At 61.8% G+C, this 17,752-nt stretch carries 14 protein-coding genes and 1 riboswitch; of the genes, 7 read left to right on the top strand and 7 right to left on the bottom strand.

Features of this window, described 5'->3' with window-relative positions; all coding sequences use genetic code 11:
* Positions 1–4 precede the first annotated feature (4 nt).
* The gene (locus tag AC07NR_RS14655) at positions 5–1,225 is read right to left on the bottom strand and encodes an acyltransferase family protein (RefSeq protein WP_423204770.1); all 1,221 of its coding nucleotides are present in this window, start codon (positions 1,223–1,225) and stop codon (positions 5–7) included.
* Between the two features lie 2 nt (positions 1,226–1,227).
* Complete coding sequence (locus AC07NR_RS14650) at positions 1,228–3,093, bottom strand: O-antigen ligase family protein (RefSeq protein WP_495078839.1); 1,866 nt, start codon at positions 3,091–3,093, stop codon at positions 1,228–1,230.
* A gap of 154 nt (positions 3,094–3,247) precedes the next feature.
* On the opposite strand from AC07NR_RS14650, the gene msbA reads away from it, so the two are divergent.
* The 4 genes from msbA to hldE all read left to right on the top strand — a co-directional run bounded on the left by msbA (position 3,248) and on the right by hldE (position 8,046).
* The gene (gene msbA, locus AC07NR_RS14645) at positions 3,248–5,050 is read left to right on the top strand and encodes a lipid A export permease/ATP-binding protein MsbA (RefSeq protein WP_134825262.1); all 1,803 of its coding nucleotides are present in this window, start codon (positions 3,248–3,250) and stop codon (positions 5,048–5,050) included.
* Positions 5,051–5,213: 163 nt separating this feature from the next.
* A complete protein-coding gene (locus AC07NR_RS14640; RefSeq protein ID WP_495078838.1) occupies positions 5,214–5,918 on the top strand; it encodes a sulfotransferase family 2 domain-containing protein in 705 nt (234 codons plus the stop codon).
* Entirely contained in the window at positions 5,911–6,519 is a 609-nt protein-coding gene (gene cysC / locus AC07NR_RS14635; RefSeq protein ID WP_495078837.1) for an adenylyl-sulfate kinase, read from the top strand. Before AC07NR_RS14640 ends, cysC begins: the two co-directional genes overlap by 8 nt.
* A 102-nt stretch (positions 6,520–6,621) precedes the next feature.
* Complete coding sequence (gene hldE, locus AC07NR_RS14630) at positions 6,622–8,046, top strand: bifunctional D-glycero-beta-D-manno-heptose-7-phosphate kinase/D-glycero-beta-D-manno-heptose 1-phosphate adenylyltransferase HldE (RefSeq protein ID WP_119429475.1); 1,425 nt, start codon at positions 6,622–6,624, stop codon at positions 8,044–8,046.
* A gap of 66 nt (positions 8,047–8,112) precedes the next feature.
* Here the strand turns inward: hldE and AC07NR_RS14625 are convergent, their stop codons facing one another.
* The 4 genes from AC07NR_RS14625 to AC07NR_RS14610 all read right to left on the bottom strand — a co-directional run bounded on the left by AC07NR_RS14625 (position 8,113) and on the right by AC07NR_RS14610 (position 11,558).
* On the bottom strand, positions 8,113–9,081 hold the full coding sequence (locus tag AC07NR_RS14625) for a metal ABC transporter ATPase (protein ID WP_248738543.1): 969 nt from the start codon (positions 9,079–9,081) through the stop codon (positions 8,113–8,115).
* Positions 9,082–9,112: 31 nt separating this feature from the next.
* A complete protein-coding gene (locus AC07NR_RS14620) occupies positions 9,113–9,925 on the bottom strand; it encodes an aldo/keto reductase (protein WP_248738542.1) in 813 nt (270 codons plus the stop codon).
* On the bottom strand, positions 9,922–11,097 hold the full coding sequence (locus tag AC07NR_RS14615; protein ID WP_248738541.1) for an NAD(P)/FAD-dependent oxidoreductase: 1,176 nt from the start codon (positions 11,095–11,097) through the stop codon (positions 9,922–9,924). The genes AC07NR_RS14620 and AC07NR_RS14615 overlap by 4 nt, the downstream gene beginning before the upstream one ends.
* Before the next feature lie 128 nt (positions 11,098–11,225).
* Positions 11,226–11,558 (bottom strand): DMT family transporter, encoded by a 333-nt coding sequence (locus AC07NR_RS14610; protein WP_423204773.1) that lies wholly within the window; start codon positions 11,556–11,558, stop codon positions 11,226–11,228.
* A 102-nt stretch (positions 11,559–11,660) separates the two neighbouring features.
* Between AC07NR_RS14610 and AC07NR_RS14605 the strand changes: the two genes are divergently transcribed.
* Entirely contained in the window at positions 11,661–12,563 is a 903-nt protein-coding gene (locus tag AC07NR_RS14605; RefSeq protein WP_423204774.1) for a LysR family transcriptional regulator, read from the top strand.
* Between the two features lie 11 nt (positions 12,564–12,574).
* Complete coding sequence (waaA, locus tag AC07NR_RS14600; protein WP_495078836.1) at positions 12,575–13,855, top strand: lipid IV(A) 3-deoxy-D-manno-octulosonic acid transferase; 1,281 nt, start codon at positions 12,575–12,577, stop codon at positions 13,853–13,855.
* 34 nt (positions 13,856–13,889) lie between these two features.
* Here waaA and AC07NR_RS14595 read toward each other — a convergent pair whose 3' ends face one another.
* The gene (locus AC07NR_RS14595; protein ID WP_114881190.1) at positions 13,890–15,323 is read right to left on the bottom strand and encodes a TolC family outer membrane protein; all 1,434 of its coding nucleotides are present in this window, start codon (positions 15,321–15,323) and stop codon (positions 13,890–13,892) included.
* 206 nt (positions 15,324–15,529) lie between these two features.
* Positions 15,530–15,635, top strand: a riboswitch (TPP riboswitch).
* Between the two features lie 146 nt (positions 15,636–15,781).
* On the opposite strand from AC07NR_RS14595, the gene thiC reads away from it, so the two are divergent.
* Positions 15,782–17,671, top strand: coding sequence for a phosphomethylpyrimidine synthase ThiC (gene thiC / locus AC07NR_RS14590; protein ID WP_085711132.1), 1,890 nt, complete (start codon positions 15,782–15,784; stop codon positions 17,669–17,671).
* Positions 17,672–17,752: the final 81 nt, after the last annotated feature.

Raw genomic sequence — 17,752 nt, 5'->3', positions numbered from 1 at the left:
CCGCTCAACGGTCCCGGGCGGCTTCCTCGGCCAGTTTTTTCGGGCGCTGCTTCTGGCGTAGCCAGTGCAGGAATGTCTTTCCGGCTTCGATTCCAGGCTTCTCGATGTACAGGAATGTCAGGCTGGCAATGACGATCAGCAGACAGCTGCAGACGACCATCAACAGCAGATAGAGAACCGGGCTCTGTGGATTGAAGGACATCAGGTGTGGCAACTGCTGCACCATGATCCAGAGCACATAGCCGTGCAGCAGATAAGTGCTGTAGCTGATCTCCCCCAGCCAGCGGACACTGCGCAGGCGCAGAGCCCCCCAAAGCGGATTGCCCGACGCCACGATGACGAAGAATGTGCCCAGCAGCAGAAGCGGCAGCAAGCTGAAGGCGCGCTTGAACAGTGTCATCGTCAGAATCAGGGCCAGCAGGGCAACTGCTGTGGCTACGTGGGTCTGGCCCCATGCCACCAACTGTGGGCGTCGTACCCAATAAGCCGCCGCGATGCCGCCCAGAAAGCTCGCCAGAAAATGCTTCTTCAGCGAATGCTCCCAGCCGACGACCTGGTACAGGGCGTAGATCCCGATCAGGCACAGCACGACTTGCAGCCAGTGCCCGCGGTAGATGAATACCAGTCCCAGCAGGGGCAGTCCCAGATAGAAGAACACCTCATAAGCCAGTGTCCAGGTCACGTTGGAGATCAACATGCCACTCTGGTGGTACTGATTGATATCAGGCCGGTCGAATGTCAGCCAGCCCAATACCTGCCCGGCCACTTCTGCGGGTGAGTCCTTCAGTTCCCAGTCCTGCAGGTTGAATACGGTGACAAACACAATCAGCATCAGTGGCAGGTAAAGGGGATAAAGCCGGAATACCCGTGATACCGCAAATGCCAGCCAGTCGTGCTGGCGCCCCTGTTTGAGCAGACGGCTCCAGAACAGAAACCCGGTGATCATGAAAAACAGCGCAACACTGGCCTGGCCCAACTGCGAGTAGAAGTTGCTCGGCGGAAAGTCGATCACGCCGGTGTGCAGGTAGAACCAGGTAATGATGGCGTGATGTATGAATACGCCAAAGGCCAGATAACCGCGCAGACCGTCGATGGTGCTGTAGCGGCTTTCGCCATTGTGCTGCAGGTGCAGGGCGGCTTTGGGAACCAGGCGCAGGAACATTATCGAAGTCGCGATAGCGAGCAAATACGCTACCGCGGCGAAGAGAGGATTGGTGTCCATCATATTCAATGGGCCCGGGCAGGGCGGCCTCCCTGTTGCACTTGCCTGTGCAGATTATCGACCGCCGCTCGGGAGGCCGTCGTCGAATAACCCTGGAGCAGGGCATCGAAGTGGTCCTCGAACAGCCAGCGCCTGTCTTCCGTGTAGCGCTGCATGTGGCGCAGGTTGCGTTGACGCAATGAAAGGCTCAGTGGGGACGGGTAAATGCGCAGGTCGGCCAGGTCGATCAATCCGAATTCACCGTCCTCCAGCACCAGAACGTTGCCCAGGTGCAGCGAGCGGAAATACACGCCCTGTTCATGCAGGCGGGCCATGAATTTGCCGAAACGCTCGACCAGGGCCTGCCGCACGGCTGGTGCGGTGATGCCCTGAAGTACCTGACGCAAGGTGTGGCCCGGCAGTGGCGCGTAATGCACTGCACTGCTGCCATCGTCGAGGCGGTACAGGTTCAGCACCTGTGGGGTCGGGATGCCCATCCGGCGCAATTGTTCGCTATTGATGGCGAATCGTTCGGAGTAAGGGTTGAAGTTGCCCGAGGTGTACCAGCGACGGCGGCGGAACAGCTTGAGGAAGCTGCCATCGGTCAGGCGCAGCACTTTGGGGCCGAGGCCGTCTTCTTCGATCACCTGGGCATCGGCCGTCAATGGCTGCAGGCCGGTGGCTGACAGTTTCTGTACCGGAACGGTCAGCAGGCGGCGGGCTCGCTGGTTGATGCTCAGGGCCGCGATCAACGCCAGAGGAATCCACAGCAGGAACCAGTGTTCCTTGGGGCGCGAAATGATGCCACCGCCTTCGGTCAATCCGGCACCGATGCCGAATACCAGCCAGGTGGAAGCAATGATCAGCAACGGCTGAACCCGCTGACGCCAGCTGCTCAGCAAGCCCCATGCCTGGAAAAACAGCCATGGCAACAAGCCGAGGATTCCGACGTAGTAAAGGACGCCCAGGAAGAAACTGTGGGGTTCCTGAAAGTTGTAGCCAACGCCCGGATCAATCGCCAGATCGGCGTTATAGCCATGACCGATCCACGGGTGCTCGGAAATCTTTTGCAGGGCGATCTGCCAGATTTCAAAACGGTAAGAGTCGCCACGCTCGGTAATCATCTTCGAAAACAGGCAGACCACGCTGATGCCCATGGTGGTCAGGGCCCCCAGCATCACCAGCGAACGACGGTTCCAGCAGATGAAGCTCAGCCACAGCGCAGCCATGGTCAGTGCGACCAGTGGCGTTCTTGAGCCGGTGGCGATCACGGCTGCAAACATGACCAGCATCGCCGGCAGGCTGAGCCAGAGCAGGCGGCCATGCCTGCACGACATGCTGATGCTCATCCAATAGGCACAGAAGAAGCCGAACAGGTGGGAGCTGAGCAAGGGATTGTCGAAAGCGCCACCGCCAACGAGACGCGCGCCGGGCTCGTAATGAAGGGTGAACGGGACCAGAAAACAGGTGGTGGCGACCAGTGCGACCATGGCCGCGACAAATAACATCGGTGCAAGAATGTCACTGCGATATCGCACCAGCAGGTAGCAGCCGACGAACAGCAGCAAGGTATGCAGCGGCGGCTTGAACATGCCACCGAACGACTCGCCGTCGACTGGCCCCCAGCTCAGGCTGAGCATCGCCCAGGCGACGAACACCAGCAAAGCTACAATCATCGGTTCGCGCAGCAGTTCCTTGAACCCCTGCGGACGCAGGCACAGGGCGATCAGCGCCGGAATGCTGAACAGGCCATAAAACAGCTTATGGTGCAGGCTTCGGCCAGGCAGGAAGAACAGCGCGCACAGGAGCAGGAAGTAGCCGACGGGAAGTATCCACAGGCTGATGAAATCGAAGACTCGACTGGACGTACTGCTGAAGCCGCGAAGTTGCATGCTGTGAGATTCAATCCTGAAGTTGATCGGCCATTTCGTTGATGGCTATTTGATGCTGAAAAAGACGCATAACAATAACAGCCTTTGGCCGATTGCCAGAACCCTTAAGAAGCTGTGCTAAAGTCAGCGTCCTTTTTATCGACTTTCGCGTGATATGACCGACTCCAGTCCCGCCGCAAGCCCTTCGAGCTTGAAAATCTACTTCCGCCTGCTCGGCTACGTCCGGCCGTATATCAGTCTGTTCCTGATCAGCATCGTCGGTTTTCTGATTTTCGCATCGACCCAGCCGATGCTCGGTTACATTCTCAAGTATTTCGTCGACGGCCTGTCCAATCCCGAGGCGGTGCTGTTTCCCACCGTGCCTTACCTGCGCGACCTGCAGCTTTTGCAGGCCGTACCGCTGCTGATCATCCTGATCGCTGCATGGCAGGGCCTGGGATCCTATCTGGGCAACTACTTCCTGGCCAAGGTTTCCCTGGGCCTGGTCCACGATCTGCGGGTGCAATTGTTCAACAACCTGCTGGTGCTGCCGAACCGGTATTTCGACAAGCATAACTCCGGTCACCTGATTTCACGCATCACCTTCAACGTCACCATGGTCACGGGGGCGGCAACAGATGCGATCAAGGTCGTAATCCGTGAAGGCATGACGGTCATCTTCCTGTTCGCCTCCCTGCTGTTCATGAACTGGAAACTCACACTGGTGATGGTTGCGATCCTGCCGCTGATCGCCGTGATGGTGCGCACCGCCAGCAAGAAATTCCGCAAGCAGAGCAAGAAAATCCAGCTGGCCATGGGCGACGTGACCCATGTGGCGTCGGAAACCATCCAGGGTTATCGCGTCGTACGCAGCTTCGGCGGCGAAGCCTACGAAGAGAAACGCTTCCTCAATGCCAGCCAGAGCAATACCGACAAACAACTGCGCATGACCCGTACCGGCGCCATCTACACACCGATGCTGCAACTGGTGATCTACACCGCCATGGCCGTGCTGATGTTCCTGGTGCTGTTCCTGCGCGGTGACGCTTCGGCGGGGGACATGGTGGCTTACATCACCCTGGCTGGCCTGCTGCCCAAGCCGATTCGCCAGTTGTCCGAAGTCAGTTCGACCATTCAGAAAGGCGTGGCCGGTGCCGAAAGCATTTTCGAGCAACTGGACGTCGAGCCGGAAGTCGATACCGGCACGGTCGAGCGCGATGCGGTCAGCGGTCGTCTCGATGTGCGCAATCTGAGCTTCACCTATCCGGGAACCGAGCGTCAGGTACTCGACAACATCAGCTTCTCGGCCGAACCCGGGCAGATGGTGGCGCTGGTCGGCCGCTCCGGCAGCGGCAAGTCGACCCTGGCCAACCTGATCCCGCGCTTCTACCACCACGACAAGGGCGAAATCCTGATCGACGGTGTGGAAGTCGAGCAATACAAACTGCTCAACCTGCGCCGCCACATCGCCCAGGTCACCCAGCACGTCACGTTGTTCAGCGACACCGTGGCCAACAACATTGCCTACGGCGATCTGGCCGGGGCACCGCGTGAGGACATCGAGAAAGCCGCGCGTGACGCTTATGCGATGGACTTCATCGCGCAACTGCCCGAAGGCCTGGATACCCAGGTCGGCGAGAACGGCGTGCTGCTTTCCGGTGGCCAGCGCCAGCGCCTGGCGATCGCCCGTGCCTTGCTCAAGAACGCGCCACTGCTGATTCTCGACGAGGCCACTTCGGCCCTCGATACCGAATCCGAGCGGCACATTCAGGCAGCACTGGACCAGGTGATGAAGGGCCGCACCACGCTGGTCATTGCCCACCGTCTGTCGACCATCGAGAAGGCCGACCTGATTCTGGTGATGGATCAGGGCCGGATCGTCGAGCGTGGCACTCACGGCGAACTGCTGGCGCAGAACGGCTACTACGCGCGCCTGAATGCCATGGGCCTCGACGCACCGGCCGAAGATATCGCCTGATCCCGTCTTGTGAACGCCGGGCGTGCAATGCGCCCGGCGATTTGTATCGAAATACTTACTCTTCTTGACCAAACCTGCATAAAACCCGACACCGCGCTTGTTAAGGTTCCCGACGAACTCTGACTTCCATCGAAGGGGCCATCCCCGTCGCGCGGGTACTTTCATGTTGCAACGCTATCTGTGGAAACTGCTGCCCAAGCCGCAGCGGGCTTTTCTGCTGGGGCGCCTGTCGGTGGTCGATCGACAGGCAGTGAACAAGTCCATGTCGGCCTGCCTGCGCTTTCCCGAAGCCTTCGAACAACACTCCTGCCTGTTCATTCACGTCCCCAAATGCGCCGGCAGCAGTGTGTGCGAGTCGATGTTCGACGGCTGGCGTCCCGGTCACTTGCCGTTGTACTGGTATGAAGAGCAGTTTCCCGCGCAGTTCGCCGCCTCCTTCAAATTCACTTTCGTGCGTGATCCGCTGGAGCGTGCCTATTCCGCCTATGCCTTCCTGCATGGCAACGAACTGGGCGGGCGTGATCAGGCCGCGCAGCAACTGGTCAGGCACTACCGCGACTTTGATGACTTCGTTGCGCGCTGGCTACATGCCGACACCATCGGGCGACAATTGCACTTTGCCGCGCAAACCGATTTTCTCACCGATTCACTGGGGCGCCTCGCCCTGGACTTTGTCGGCTATCAGGAGCATCTGGAGCGGGATTTTCGCCTCGTGTGCGAGCGCCTGGGTCTGACCAGCCAGTTGCAACACATCAACAGTTCCCGGCAACGACGCCCGCAGCCGGCCCGAGACTTTTGCACGCAACGCACCCGGCGTCTGGTGCGGCGAGTCTATGCACGTGATTACGAGATGCTCGGTTATGAGTGAGGCACTGTCAGTATCGCCGCCACCGGCAATCCGGCCCTATGCGCTTTCTCTTCCCGCCGAGGCGCGTGCCGCGCAGAAGACGCAGCACCCCCGTTGCCTGTGGCTGACCGGACTGTCCGGTGCCGGAAAATCGACCCTGGCCAATGCGCTGGAGCTGCACCTGCATCAATTCGGGCTGCACACGTTCCTGCTCGATGGCGACAATCTGCGCAGTGGCCTCTGTCGTGATCTGGGCATGAGTGACGCCTGCCGGCGCGAGAACATCCGGCGCACCGCCGAAGTGGCGCGATTGATGGTGGACGCCGGGTTGATCGTGATCGTGGCTGCCATTTCACCGTTTCGTGCCGAGCGGGATACGGCACGCCGGCTGTTTGCCGAAGGTGATTTCATTGAAGTGCATGTCAGCACCTCGCTGGAAGTCTGCGCCCGACGCGATCCGAAGGGGTTGTACCGGGCGGCGCGAGAAGGGCGGATCAAGGACTTCACCGGTATCGACAGCCCGTACGAGGCGCCGCTGGCGGCCGAGTGCCGCATCGATACGGACGAGGTCGAGCTGGCCGATGCCTGCCATCGACTGGCCGCGTTTCTGTGCAAAAAATGAGCAAAAAAGCCTGTCGTTTCATCCTGTTGCAGCCGCCGCACAAGCCTTCGCCAACCCTGTGTTAATATCGCGCCCCTGTTCATTTTGTATGTGGGTTGCTCCATGAAGTTGTCCATGCCGCGATTCGATCAAGCCCCTGTCTTGGTGGTCGGCGATGTCATGCTCGACCGTTACTGGCATGGTGGTACCTCACGGATTTCCCCTGAGGCGCCGGTTCCGGTTGTAAAGGTCGAGCAAATCGAAGACCGCCCGGGCGGTGCCGCCAACGTTGCCTTGAACATTGCCGCGCTGGGTGCGCCGGCGTCGCTGGTCGGTGTGACCGGTGACGACGAGGCTGCCGACAGCCTGAGCAACAGCCTCAAGGGGGCGGGCGTGCGCGCCTTGTTCCAGCGCATCGCGCACCAGCCGACCATCGTCAAGCTGCGGGTCATGAGCCGGCACCAGCAACTGCTGCGTATCGACTTCGAAGAACCGTTCGCCACCGACGCCCTCGCCCTTGCTTCCCAGGTCGACGACCTGCTGGAAGGCATCAAGGTGCTGGTGCTGTCCGACTACGGCAAAGGCGCCCTGAAAAACCATCAGGCGCTGATCCAGGCCGCCCGGGCCAAAGGCATTCCGGTGCTGGCCGACCCGAAGGGCAAGGATTTCTCGATCTACCGTGGCGCGAGCCTGATCACCCCGAACCTCAGCGAGTTCGAAGCCATCGTCGGCGGTTGCGCCGATGAGCACGAACTGGTGAGCAAGGGTGCGAAACTGATGCACGACCTCGAGCTCGGCGCACTGCTGGTGACTCGGGGCGAGCACGGCATGACCCTGCTGCGTCCGGATCATCCGGCGCTGCACCTGCCGGCCCGGGCCCGTGAAGTGTTCGATGTGACCGGTGCCGGCGACACGGTGATTTCCACCCTGGCAGCCGCGATTGCCGCAGGCGAAGAACTGCCGCACGCGGTGGCGCTGGCCAACCTGGCGGCCGGCATCGTGGTCGGCAAGCTGGGTACGGCGGCGATCAGCGCGCCGGAACTGCGTCGCGCCATTCAGCGCGAGGAAGGTTCGGAACGTGGTGTGTTGGGTCTGGAGCAGCTGATACTGGCGGTTGCCGATGCCCGGGCGCACAACGAGCGGATCGTGTTCACCAACGGCTGCTTCGACATCCTCCACGCCGGGCACGTGACCTACCTCGAGCAGGCGCGAGCGCAAGGCGATCGCCTGATCGTGGCGATCAACGACGACGCCTCGGTCAGCCGCCTGAAAGGGCCGGGTCGACCGATCAACAGCGTCGACCGGCGCATGGCGGTTCTCGCCGGCCTGGGCGCGGTGGACTGGGTCATCAGCTTCCCTGAAGGCACCCCGGAAAACCTGCTGCGCGAGGTCAAGCCGGACGTGCTGGTGAAGGGCGGCGACTATGGCATCGACCAGGTTGTCGGCGCCGATATCGTCAAGGCCTACGGCGGCACCGTGAAGGTGTTGGGGCTGGTGGAAAACAGCTCGACCACGGCGATTGTGGAAAAAATCCGCAAGTCCGAGTGATGCAAACATGAAGACCGCGCCTGCGATGACTCTCTGGAGTCACTCGCAGGCGCGGTCTTTTGCCGTTCAGGAACTCACTTTCTTGCGCGGCACGATCTTCTTCAGCAGTTGCTTCGCCTTGCCGCGCAGTCGCGCCAGCCCCGTGTCCTTGGGTGGCGGCGTCAGGCCCTGTTGGCGCAGCCAGTCCTTCCAGCGAATCCGTTCATCGCGCACCAGCCAGCCGTCCTGTCGGGCGAAGCTTTCGGCCAGATACAGGCCTCGGGTGCCTGCCGGGGATAACTGACCTTTCTTCAGCGTATACAGCTCGGGCAGTGGCTCGCCGTCCTGCAGCGGCATCAAGTACAGATCGGGTCGTTTGCGGTCGAGCCGGGCGACCAGTTGATCGCCTTCCAGCCGCTCATCGACATGGAACAGGCTCAGGTTCTTGGCTTCCTTCGGCACGTCCAGTCGCAGGTCATAGATCAATTGCAGTGAGGCGGTCGGCAAGTGCACGTAGGCTCTCGGCCGTTCGAGCAATTGCAGATTGGCGCAGCGCACTGGCCGGGCCGAACCGGACAGCGGCGTCAGGCGAAAGGGCAGGGCCTCGCGATAATGCAGCGCCGACGCGTACGGCGCCGGCAGCCAGGTGTCGTTGAAACGCCCGCCGAGCCAGCCTTCCGGGGTTTCCAGCAGGCATTCTTCGGCGATCTCCTGAATCGCCGTGTGCAACGGGATATTCAACTCGTGCGCCGGCACGTAGCCGGAAATCAGCTTGAGCACGACATCGCCGCGATCCTGCCGCCGCTGGCGCACCAGCACCCAGTAATCGCGATTCTGCCAGTGCAGGGTCAGACGCACCGAGACGCCGAGGTTGGCCAGCTCCAGCGCAAAGCGCTCGGCATCCGCCACGCTGACCGGTTTGCGCCGTTGCAGGGTCTGGGTGAAATTCAGCGGCATGCCGACGCTCTGATACGTCAGGCCTTCGGGTGTCGCTTCGACGAACAGTGGCAGCGTCTTGAAGTTGCTCGGGTTCTTTCTGATGAGCGTACGCGGCATGTCGGCTCCTGCTTAAGGCCGCGGGGCGGCGTCAGTGACCACGAAGGACCTGGGCAACGGTCGCAACGTTATGGGCGAGGTGCAGCGGATTGATTGTCCCGACGATGGCACTCGCCACGCCGGGCTGGGCGAACAGCAACTCGAAGCTGGCGCGTACCGGATCCACGCCGGGACTCAGGCACACGTGACCGCTGGCCAGGGCCTTCTTCACCAGAATGGCTTTGCCGTGGGCAGCAGCATAGTCAATGACCGCCTTCTCGTTTTGTTCGTTCAGATTGTAGGTGACCATCGCGCAGTCGCCTTGCTCCAGCGCTTTGAGGCCTCCGTCGACGGTTTTGCCGGAAAAGCCGAAGCCGCGAATCTTGCCTTCGGCCTTCAGCGCCGCGAGGGTTGCATAGACTTCGCTGTCATTGAGGATGGCCATGTCGTTGCCATCGGAGTGCACCAGCACCAGGTCGATAAAATCCGTTTCCAGACGTTGCAGGCTGCGCTCCACCGACATCCGGGTGTGAGCGGCGCTGAAGTCGTGGGTCGACTGGCCGTCGACAAATTCTTCGCCGACCTTGCTGACGATCACCCAATCCTGGCGCTCGCCGCGCAGCAGCGGGCCGAGGCGCTCTTCGCTGCGGCCATAGGCCGGCGCGGTGTCGATCAGATTTATGCCCAGCTCCCGCGCCTGCTTGAGCAGCATGCGCGCGGCGTCGTCATCGGGGATCTGGAACCCGTTGGGGTATTTCACGCCCTGGTCGCGGCCAAGCTTTACGGTGCCCAGGCCCAGCGGCGAAACCAGCAGGCCGGTGCTGCCCAGCGGGCGATGCAGATCGTGCAGGGTCGGCAGGCTCATGGCAGCAGTTGCTCCCAGGCCGTAACGCCCATCGGTGGTTTCGGCAATTCCGGCAACGGTGCCGGGTGGCTCGGCTGGATGCCGTCGCGTTGCAGGGAAGCGATCACCCGGTCAGCGAAGTCCGGCGCCAGAGCGAGTTTGGTTGGCCAGCCGACCAACAGGCGACCTTCTTCGGCGAGGAACGCGTTGTCCGGGCGAGTCAGGCCGGTTTGCAGCGGTTCGGCGCGGTCGACGCGCAGGGTCGCCCATTGCACGTTGCTCAGGTCGATCCACGGCAGCAACTGTGCGATTTCCTTTTGCGCAGTGGCGATCTGCTCGGCCGGCTCGCGAGCCACGCCTTCGGATTCGGCAATATCGCCACCCATGTACCAGACCCACTGGCCGTCGGCAGCCGGGTGAGTGGTCACGGTGATGCGCGGCTTGGTGCCGCCACCCAGGCAATGGGCGTACAGCGGCTTCAGGCCCGGGCCCTTGGCGATGATCATATGCAGCGGACGGCGTTGCATGGCCGGTCGGGTCAGGCCGAGGGTTTCCAGCAACGCTGCGGTGCCGGCACCGGCGCTGAGGACGATGCGCTGGGCGCGGATCTCGCGGCCGTCGACCTTCAGGCCGACCAGCACGCCGCTTTCCAGCAGCGGCTCGATGTTCTGACCGGCCAGCAAGCCGTCACCGGCGAGGTCGGCAAGACGCTGGATCACGCTCGGCACGTCGACCACCAGTTCGGCGAGGCGGTAGACCTTGCCCTTGAAGCGTTTGTCCTGCAGGGCCGGCGGCAACTGGTCGCCCTTGACCTGATCGACCCGGCCGCGCACCGCTTTGCTGGCGAAGAAACTGGTGAGGTTGCCGGCCAGGGTGCCCGGCGACCACAGGTAGTGGGCTTCGGACAGCAGGCGCACGCCGCTCAGATCCAGTTCGCCGTTGCCGGCCAGGGCTTCACGCCAGCGGCGCGGCATGTCGGCGATGGCTTCCGAGGCGCCGGTCAGTGCGCCGTGCAGCGCGTACTTGGCGCCGCCGTGGATGATGCCTTGGGATTTCACGCTCTGTCCGCCACCGAGGCTGGCGCTTTCCACCAGCACGGTCGAGAAACCCTGGCGGCGCAGGCGCGCGTTCAACCAGAGACCGGCGACACCCGCGCCGACAATCAGCACGTCGGTGGAAATTGGAGATGGCATGCAACGACCTCAGTGTTCAAGACGAGGGCGCAGTATACAGACTCGGGGAAAAGGGGATTTGTCGATGATCAACAGAGGGCAGGCATGAGCCCTGCAGGCGCGAGTGCCTGAAGGGGCTCATGTCAGAATCAATGGCCGGCGGTTTTCGAGAACAGCTGGATCACTACAACACCGAGCACAATCAACGCCATCCCGAGCATTGCCGGCACGTCCAGCTTCTGCCCATAGATGAACAACGCCGCAACGCTGACCATCACGATGCCCATGCCGGCCCACACCGCGTAGGCCACGCCCACCGGTACGCTGCGCACCACCAGCGTCAGCATCCAGAACGCGATGCCGTAGCCGACGATGACCAGCACCAGCGGCAAAGGCGTGCTGAAACCTTTGACGGCTTTCATCGAAACGGTGGCGATCACTTCGGCACAGATGGCGATGGCCAGATAGACGTAAGCGTTCATGTTCAATTCCTCGTGTGAAGCGTTGCTTTCTGAGGCGGCATTCTAGTGAGTACCCGGATGGGGTAAAGTCATTACCTATCTGTTTTGAAGATGGGTTGCCCGATGGACATGCAGTGGAATCTGGATCAGTTGCGCGTGTTCATTGCGGTCGCCGAACAGCGTTCGTTCTCCGCCGTGGCGCGCCAGCAACGCAAGGCACAGTCGGCGATCAGCAGCGCGATCGCGATGCTGGAAGACGACCTCGGTGTCAGTCTGTTCGAGCGTAGCAGCGGTCGCCAGCCGAGTCTTACCGAAGCGGGCGAAGCCTTGCTCGAAGAAGCGCGGGAAGTGCTGCGTCAGTGCGAGCGCCTGAACGGTCGTGCCATGGCCATGGTGCGTGGCCAGGAAGCGCAACTGCGCGTGGCTCAGGATGAGGCGATGCCCTATCAGGCACTGGTGGAAAGTTTCGGTGCATTGGCCGAGCAGTTTCCGAGCCTGGAGGTACAACTGACCAGTGCCGCTCAAGGCGAAGTCTCGCGCAAACTGGTGGAGCGCCGGGCCGATCTCGGGCTGTTGTTCTATCACGATGAAATCCCCGAAGCGCTGGAGCGTCGGGTGTTGGGCAGTGTGGAAATGGTCACGGTCTGTGGCGTCAATCATCCGCTGGCCGCGCAATCCCGGGTCAATTGCCAGCAACTGGCGCAACATCGGCAACTGCTGATGTCGACCCAGACCAGCGTCTACCCCGGCAGCGAGCCGGCCAGCCCGCAGGTCTGGCGTGCCGACAGTTTCTACGTCATGGCCGAATGGCTGGTGCGCGACCTCGGCTGGGCCTGGCTGCCGCGTCATGTGGTGCAGTACTCGGCCTATCAGGGCCTGATGGTGGAACTCGACAGCGAATGGACGCCACCGGCGCTGGTGGTGGAGCTGGTCTGGCGTCGTGACGAACCGCTCGGGCCGGCGGCACGTTGGCTGGCGGAGCGATTTGCCATACACCTGCGGGCGATCGGCGGCAAAAGCCGATAAACTCCGCCGCCATGAATAGAACTCTCTACACCGCGCTGTTTTACCTGGGGCTGCCATTGGTGGCGATTCGGCTATGGCTGCGTTCGCGCAAGGCGCCGGCGTATGCCAAACGGATTGGCGAACGTTTCTCCTACGGCATGCCGACATTGCAACCCGGTGGCATCTGGGTTCACGCCGTGTCGGTGGGCGAAAGCATTGCGGCCGCGCCGATGATTCGCGCGCTGCTGCAACGTTATCCGACGCTTCCGATCACCGTGACCTGCATGACGCCGACCGGTTCGGAGCGCATTCATGCGATGTTCGCCAATGAGCCGCGCATCCAGCATTGCTACCTGCCTTACGATTTGCCCTGCGCGGCGGCGCGTTTTCTCGATCGCGTGCAGCCGAAACTGGCGGTGATCATGGAAACCGAACTCTGGCCGAACCACATTCATCAATGCGCCAAACGCGGGATTCCGGTGGCACTGGCCAACGGTCGACTGTCCGAGCGCTCGGCCAAAGGCTACGGCCGGTTCAGCAAACTGACCGCGCCGATGCTGGCCGAAATGAGCCTGTTCGCCGTGCAGACCGAAGCCGAAGCCCAGCGCTTCCGCGATTTGGGCGCACGCCCGGAGACGGTCGAAGTCACCGGCTCGATCAAGTTCGACCTGACCATCGACCCGCAGCTGTTGCAACGCGCCGCTGAACTGCGCGGCCAATGGCAGGCGCTGGAGCGTCCGGTGTGGATCGCCGCCAGCACCCATGAAGGCGAAGACGAGGTGGTGCTCAATGCCCATCGCCGTTTGCTGGCCAACCATCCCGATGCGCTGCTGATTCTGGTGCCGCGTCATCCGGAGCGTTTCAACTCGGTGTTCGAACTGTGCCAGCACGAAGGGTTTGCCACGGTGCGTCGTTCGACCGGCGCCAACGTCGATGCCGCAACGTCGGTGCTGCTCGGCGATACCATGGGCGAGTTGCTGTTTCTCTACGCCCTGGCCGACAGCGCGTTTGTAGGCGGCAGCCTGGTGCCCAACGGCGGGCACAACCTGCTGGAGCCGGCAGCCCTGGCGAAACCGGTGATCAGCGGCCCGCACCTGTTCAACTTCCTCGACATCGCCGCGCAGTTGCGCAGCGCCGGGGCGTTGGCCGAGGTGGATGACGCCGAAGGTCTGGCGACGGAAGTGCAGCGGCTGTTCGAATTGCCGCGCGATGCACAGCGCATGGCCGAAGCCGGATTGAACGTTATGCGCCGCAATCAGGGCGCGCTTCAGCGATTGCTCGATGGCCTGGGAAGGTTGATCGACCACCCATAAAAAAACGCAGCCTCAGGGCTGCGTTTTTTTTGTGTCAGGGCCGGGCCTTGAGCTGTTCTTCGGCGGCCTTGGCCAGATCCGGCGGCAGGAAGTCCTTGTCCGGGTTGTAGTCGGCTTTCAGATAACGGGTCAGGTCCTGCAGGTCACCCGGGTTCAACGTCCCCGCCGCCTGCTTCAGGCGCAGGTTGTCGAGGATGTAGTCGTAGCGGGTGTTGTTGTAGTTGCGCACCGAGGTGTAGAGCTGACGCTGGGCGTCGAGCACGTCGACGATGTTGCGCGTCCCCACCTGATAACCGATTTCCGTGGCTTCCACCGCGCTCTGGTTGGAGATGATCGACTGGCGGCGCGCCTGCACCTGTTCTACGTCGGTGTTCACCGCGCGGTGCAGGTTGCGGGTGTTTTCCACGATCTGCCGGCGCAGGCTTTCGCGCTGCTGCTCGCTCTGATCCAGTTGTGCATAAGACTGGCGCACCTGGGAGCTGGTCAGTCCGCCGCTGTAGATCGGGATGTTCAGTTGCAGGCCTACGGTGCTCTGCTCGACGTTACCGTGATAAGGCGTGCCGAAGGCGCTCGGGTTGGAGAACCCGAGGGCGTCGTTGTCGCCTTTTTCGTATTTGGCCACGGCGTCGAGGGTCGGCAGGTGACCGGCCTTGCGCTGTTTCAAGGTCTGTTCGGCGGAGCTCACCGCATAGTTGCTGGCCAGCAGGTTGAGGTTCTGCTTCGCGGCGGTGTCGACCCAGGCCTTGGCGTCGTTCGGCGCCGGCGGCAGGATCGGCAGGGTGTGGACAATGCCCTGAATCGAGTTGTACTGACGGTTGGTCAGGGTGATCAGCGCTTCGAACGCATCATCGACCTGACGCTGGGCGACGATCCGGTTGGCCCGGGCGGTGTCGTAACTGGCTTGCGATTGAAGTACGTCGGTCTTGTCCGACAGGCCCACGTCGAAGCGTTCGTTGGACTGGTCGAGCTGGCGCTTGAACGCGGCTTCTTCAGCCTTGGTCGAGGCCAGGTTGTCCTGGCTGCGCAGCACGTTGAAGTAGCTTTCTGCCGATTGCAGGATCAGATTCTGCTCGGTGGCCGACAGTTGCAGCGCGGCCTGCTCGTTGACGTCCTTGGCGGCCTGGTACTGGAACCAGCGATCGGCGCGGAACAGCGGCTGCGCCAGGGTCGCCTGATAGGAGTGCGCGCTGCGGTTGGCGATGGCCGAAGGCTGGTCGATCGAGGTGCGCACGCTGGCGGTTTCGGCGCCGCCGGAGAGGTTCGGCAGCAGCCCGGCGCGGGCCTGGGGCACCACTTCTTTCTGGGCGCCGTACTGGGCGCGGGCGGCGGCCAGATCGGCGTTGTTGTCGACCGCTTCCTGATAGACGCTGACCAGATCGGTCCTGGTCGACAAGGGCGCTTCTGCTGCCCAGACCATTGCGTTGGACGCACAAGACACGGCAACAGCCAGTGAGAGTTTGCGCAGCATGAGGCGATCCCTAGCATGAATATTATGGAAATAATCCGGGCGCCAAAGGTAAGGCGCGGGCCGCATAGCGTCAAGGCGCAGCAGGGCAAGGCGAGTGTAGTAGCGCATTGAGGCGCTCACAATCCTGTCGGCCGCCGCAATTGCGCCATTCATCATGGTGTTTGCTGCGGTGTTGGCGTTCTTTGCCGGTTGTGTCTAGACTGGCCGGGTTCTTGTCGGGGTGCCTTGCTATGAGGCTGAGATCGAATAATTTCGGATCCCGTTGAACCTGATCAGGTTAGCGCCTGCGTAGGGAACAAGATTTCTCGTCACCCGGCGAGTCCTCTTGTGCTTCGTCCGGGAAATTGTTCGACAATCGAACGCTCGACGACGATGCACAGCACCAGTCCTGGTGCGTCCGTGCCTTTCAGGTTCTGCTCCGACAATCCACTGCCTGGATGCTGTCTGGAGAGCCCGTGATGACTACAAAATCTAAAAACGCGATCAACCTGAGTGACTCGGCCAAGGTCGACGAGCAGTCGGTTCAACCGTTCACCCGTTCGCAAAAAGTCTACGTTCAGGGCTCCCGCCCGGACATCCGCGTGCCGATGCGCGAAATCACCCTCGATGTGACCCCGACCGACTTCGGCGGCGAAATCAACGCGCCGGTCACCGTCTACGACACCTCCGGCCCGTACACCGATCCGAACGTGGTGATCGACGTGCGCAAAGGTCTGGGCGATGTGCGTTCGGCGTGGATCGACGACCGTGGCGACACCGAACGCCTGCCGGGCCTGAGCTCGAATTTCGGTCAGGAACGCCTGGCCGATCCGGAGCTGACCAAGCTGCGTTTTGCCCACGTCAACAACCCGCGCCGCGCCAAGGCCGGGGCCAACGTCAGCCAGATGCACTACGCGCGCAAAGGCATCATCACCGCCGAGATGGAATATGTCGCCATCCGCGAAAACATGAAGCTGCAAGAGGCCCGCGCCGCCGGCCTGCTGAACCAGCAACACGCCGGCCACAGCTTCGGCGCGAGCATCCCGAAAGAAATCACCCCTGAGTTCGTCCGCGAAGAAATCGCCCGTGGCCGCGCGATCATCCCGGCCAACATCAACCACGTCGAACTGGAACCGATGATCATCGGCCGTAACTTCCTGGTGAAGATCAACGGCAACATCGGTAACAGCGCGCTGGGTTCGTCCATCGAAGAAGAAGTGGCGAAACTGACCTGGGGCATTCGCTGGGGTTCGGACACGGTCATGGACTTGTCCACCGGCAAGCACATCCACGAAACCCGCGAGTGGATCATCCGCAACTCGCCGGTTCCGATCGGCACCGTGCCGATCTATCAGGCACTGGAAAAAGTCAACGGTGTTGCCGAAGACCTGACCTGGGAGCTGTTCCGCGACACGCTGATCGAGCAGGCAGAGCAGGGCGTCGACTACTTCACCATCCACGCCGGCGTGCTGTTGCGCTACGTGCCGCTGACCGCCAAGCGTGTGACCGGCATCGTTTCCCGTGGCGGCTCGATCATGGCCAAGTGGTGCCTGGCGCACCACAAAGAGAACTTCCTCTACACCCACTTCGACGAAATCTGCGAAATCATGAAGGCCTACGACGTCAGCTTCTCGCTGGGCGACGGCCTGCGTCCGGGCTCGATTGCCGACGCCAACGACGAAGCGCAATTCGGCGAACTGGAGACCCTCGGCGAGCTGACCAAGATTGCCTGGAAACACGACGTGCAGTGCATGATCGAAGGCCCGGGCCACGTGCCGATGCAGTTGATCAAGGAGAACATGGACAAGCAGCTGGAGTGCTGCGACGAGGCGCCGTTCTACACCCTCGGCCCGCTGACCACCGACATCGCACCGGGTTATGACCACATCACTTCGGGTATCGGTGCAGCGATGATCGGCTGGTTCGGTTGCGCGATGCTTTGCTACGTGACGCCGAAGGAACACCTCGGCCTGCCGAACAAGGATGACGTGAAGACCGGGATCATCACCTACAAGATCGCGGCCCACGCAGCGGACCTGGCCAAAGGACATCCGGGCGCGCAGATCCGTGACAACGCCTTGAGCAAGGCGCGGTTCGAGTTCCGTTGGGAAGACCAGTTCAACCTCGGTCTGGACCCGGACACCGCCCGTTCGTATCACGATGAAACCCTGCCGAAGGATTCGGCGAAGGTCGCGCATTTCTGTTCGATGTGCGGGCCGAAATTCTGCTCGATGAAGATCACCCAGGAAGTCCGCGAATACGCGGCCAACCAGCGGATCGACGCGGTCGACGTGGACGTCGCCCAGGGCCTGGCGGAACAGGCCGAGCGGTTCAAGAAGGAAGGCAGTCAGCTGTACAAGAAGGTTTGATCTGACCTGAAAGGGTGGGGCCTGTGCAGGCCCCATCGCCAGCAGGCTGGCTCCCACAGGGGATTTGTGGGCGCCACAAGT

The sequence above is a fragment of the Pseudomonas sp. GW821-FHT09C09 genome (genome assembly GCF_059418105.1).
The sequence above is the reverse complement of the archived record's forward strand: the minus strand, read 5'-3'. Positions and strand labels throughout refer to the sequence as shown.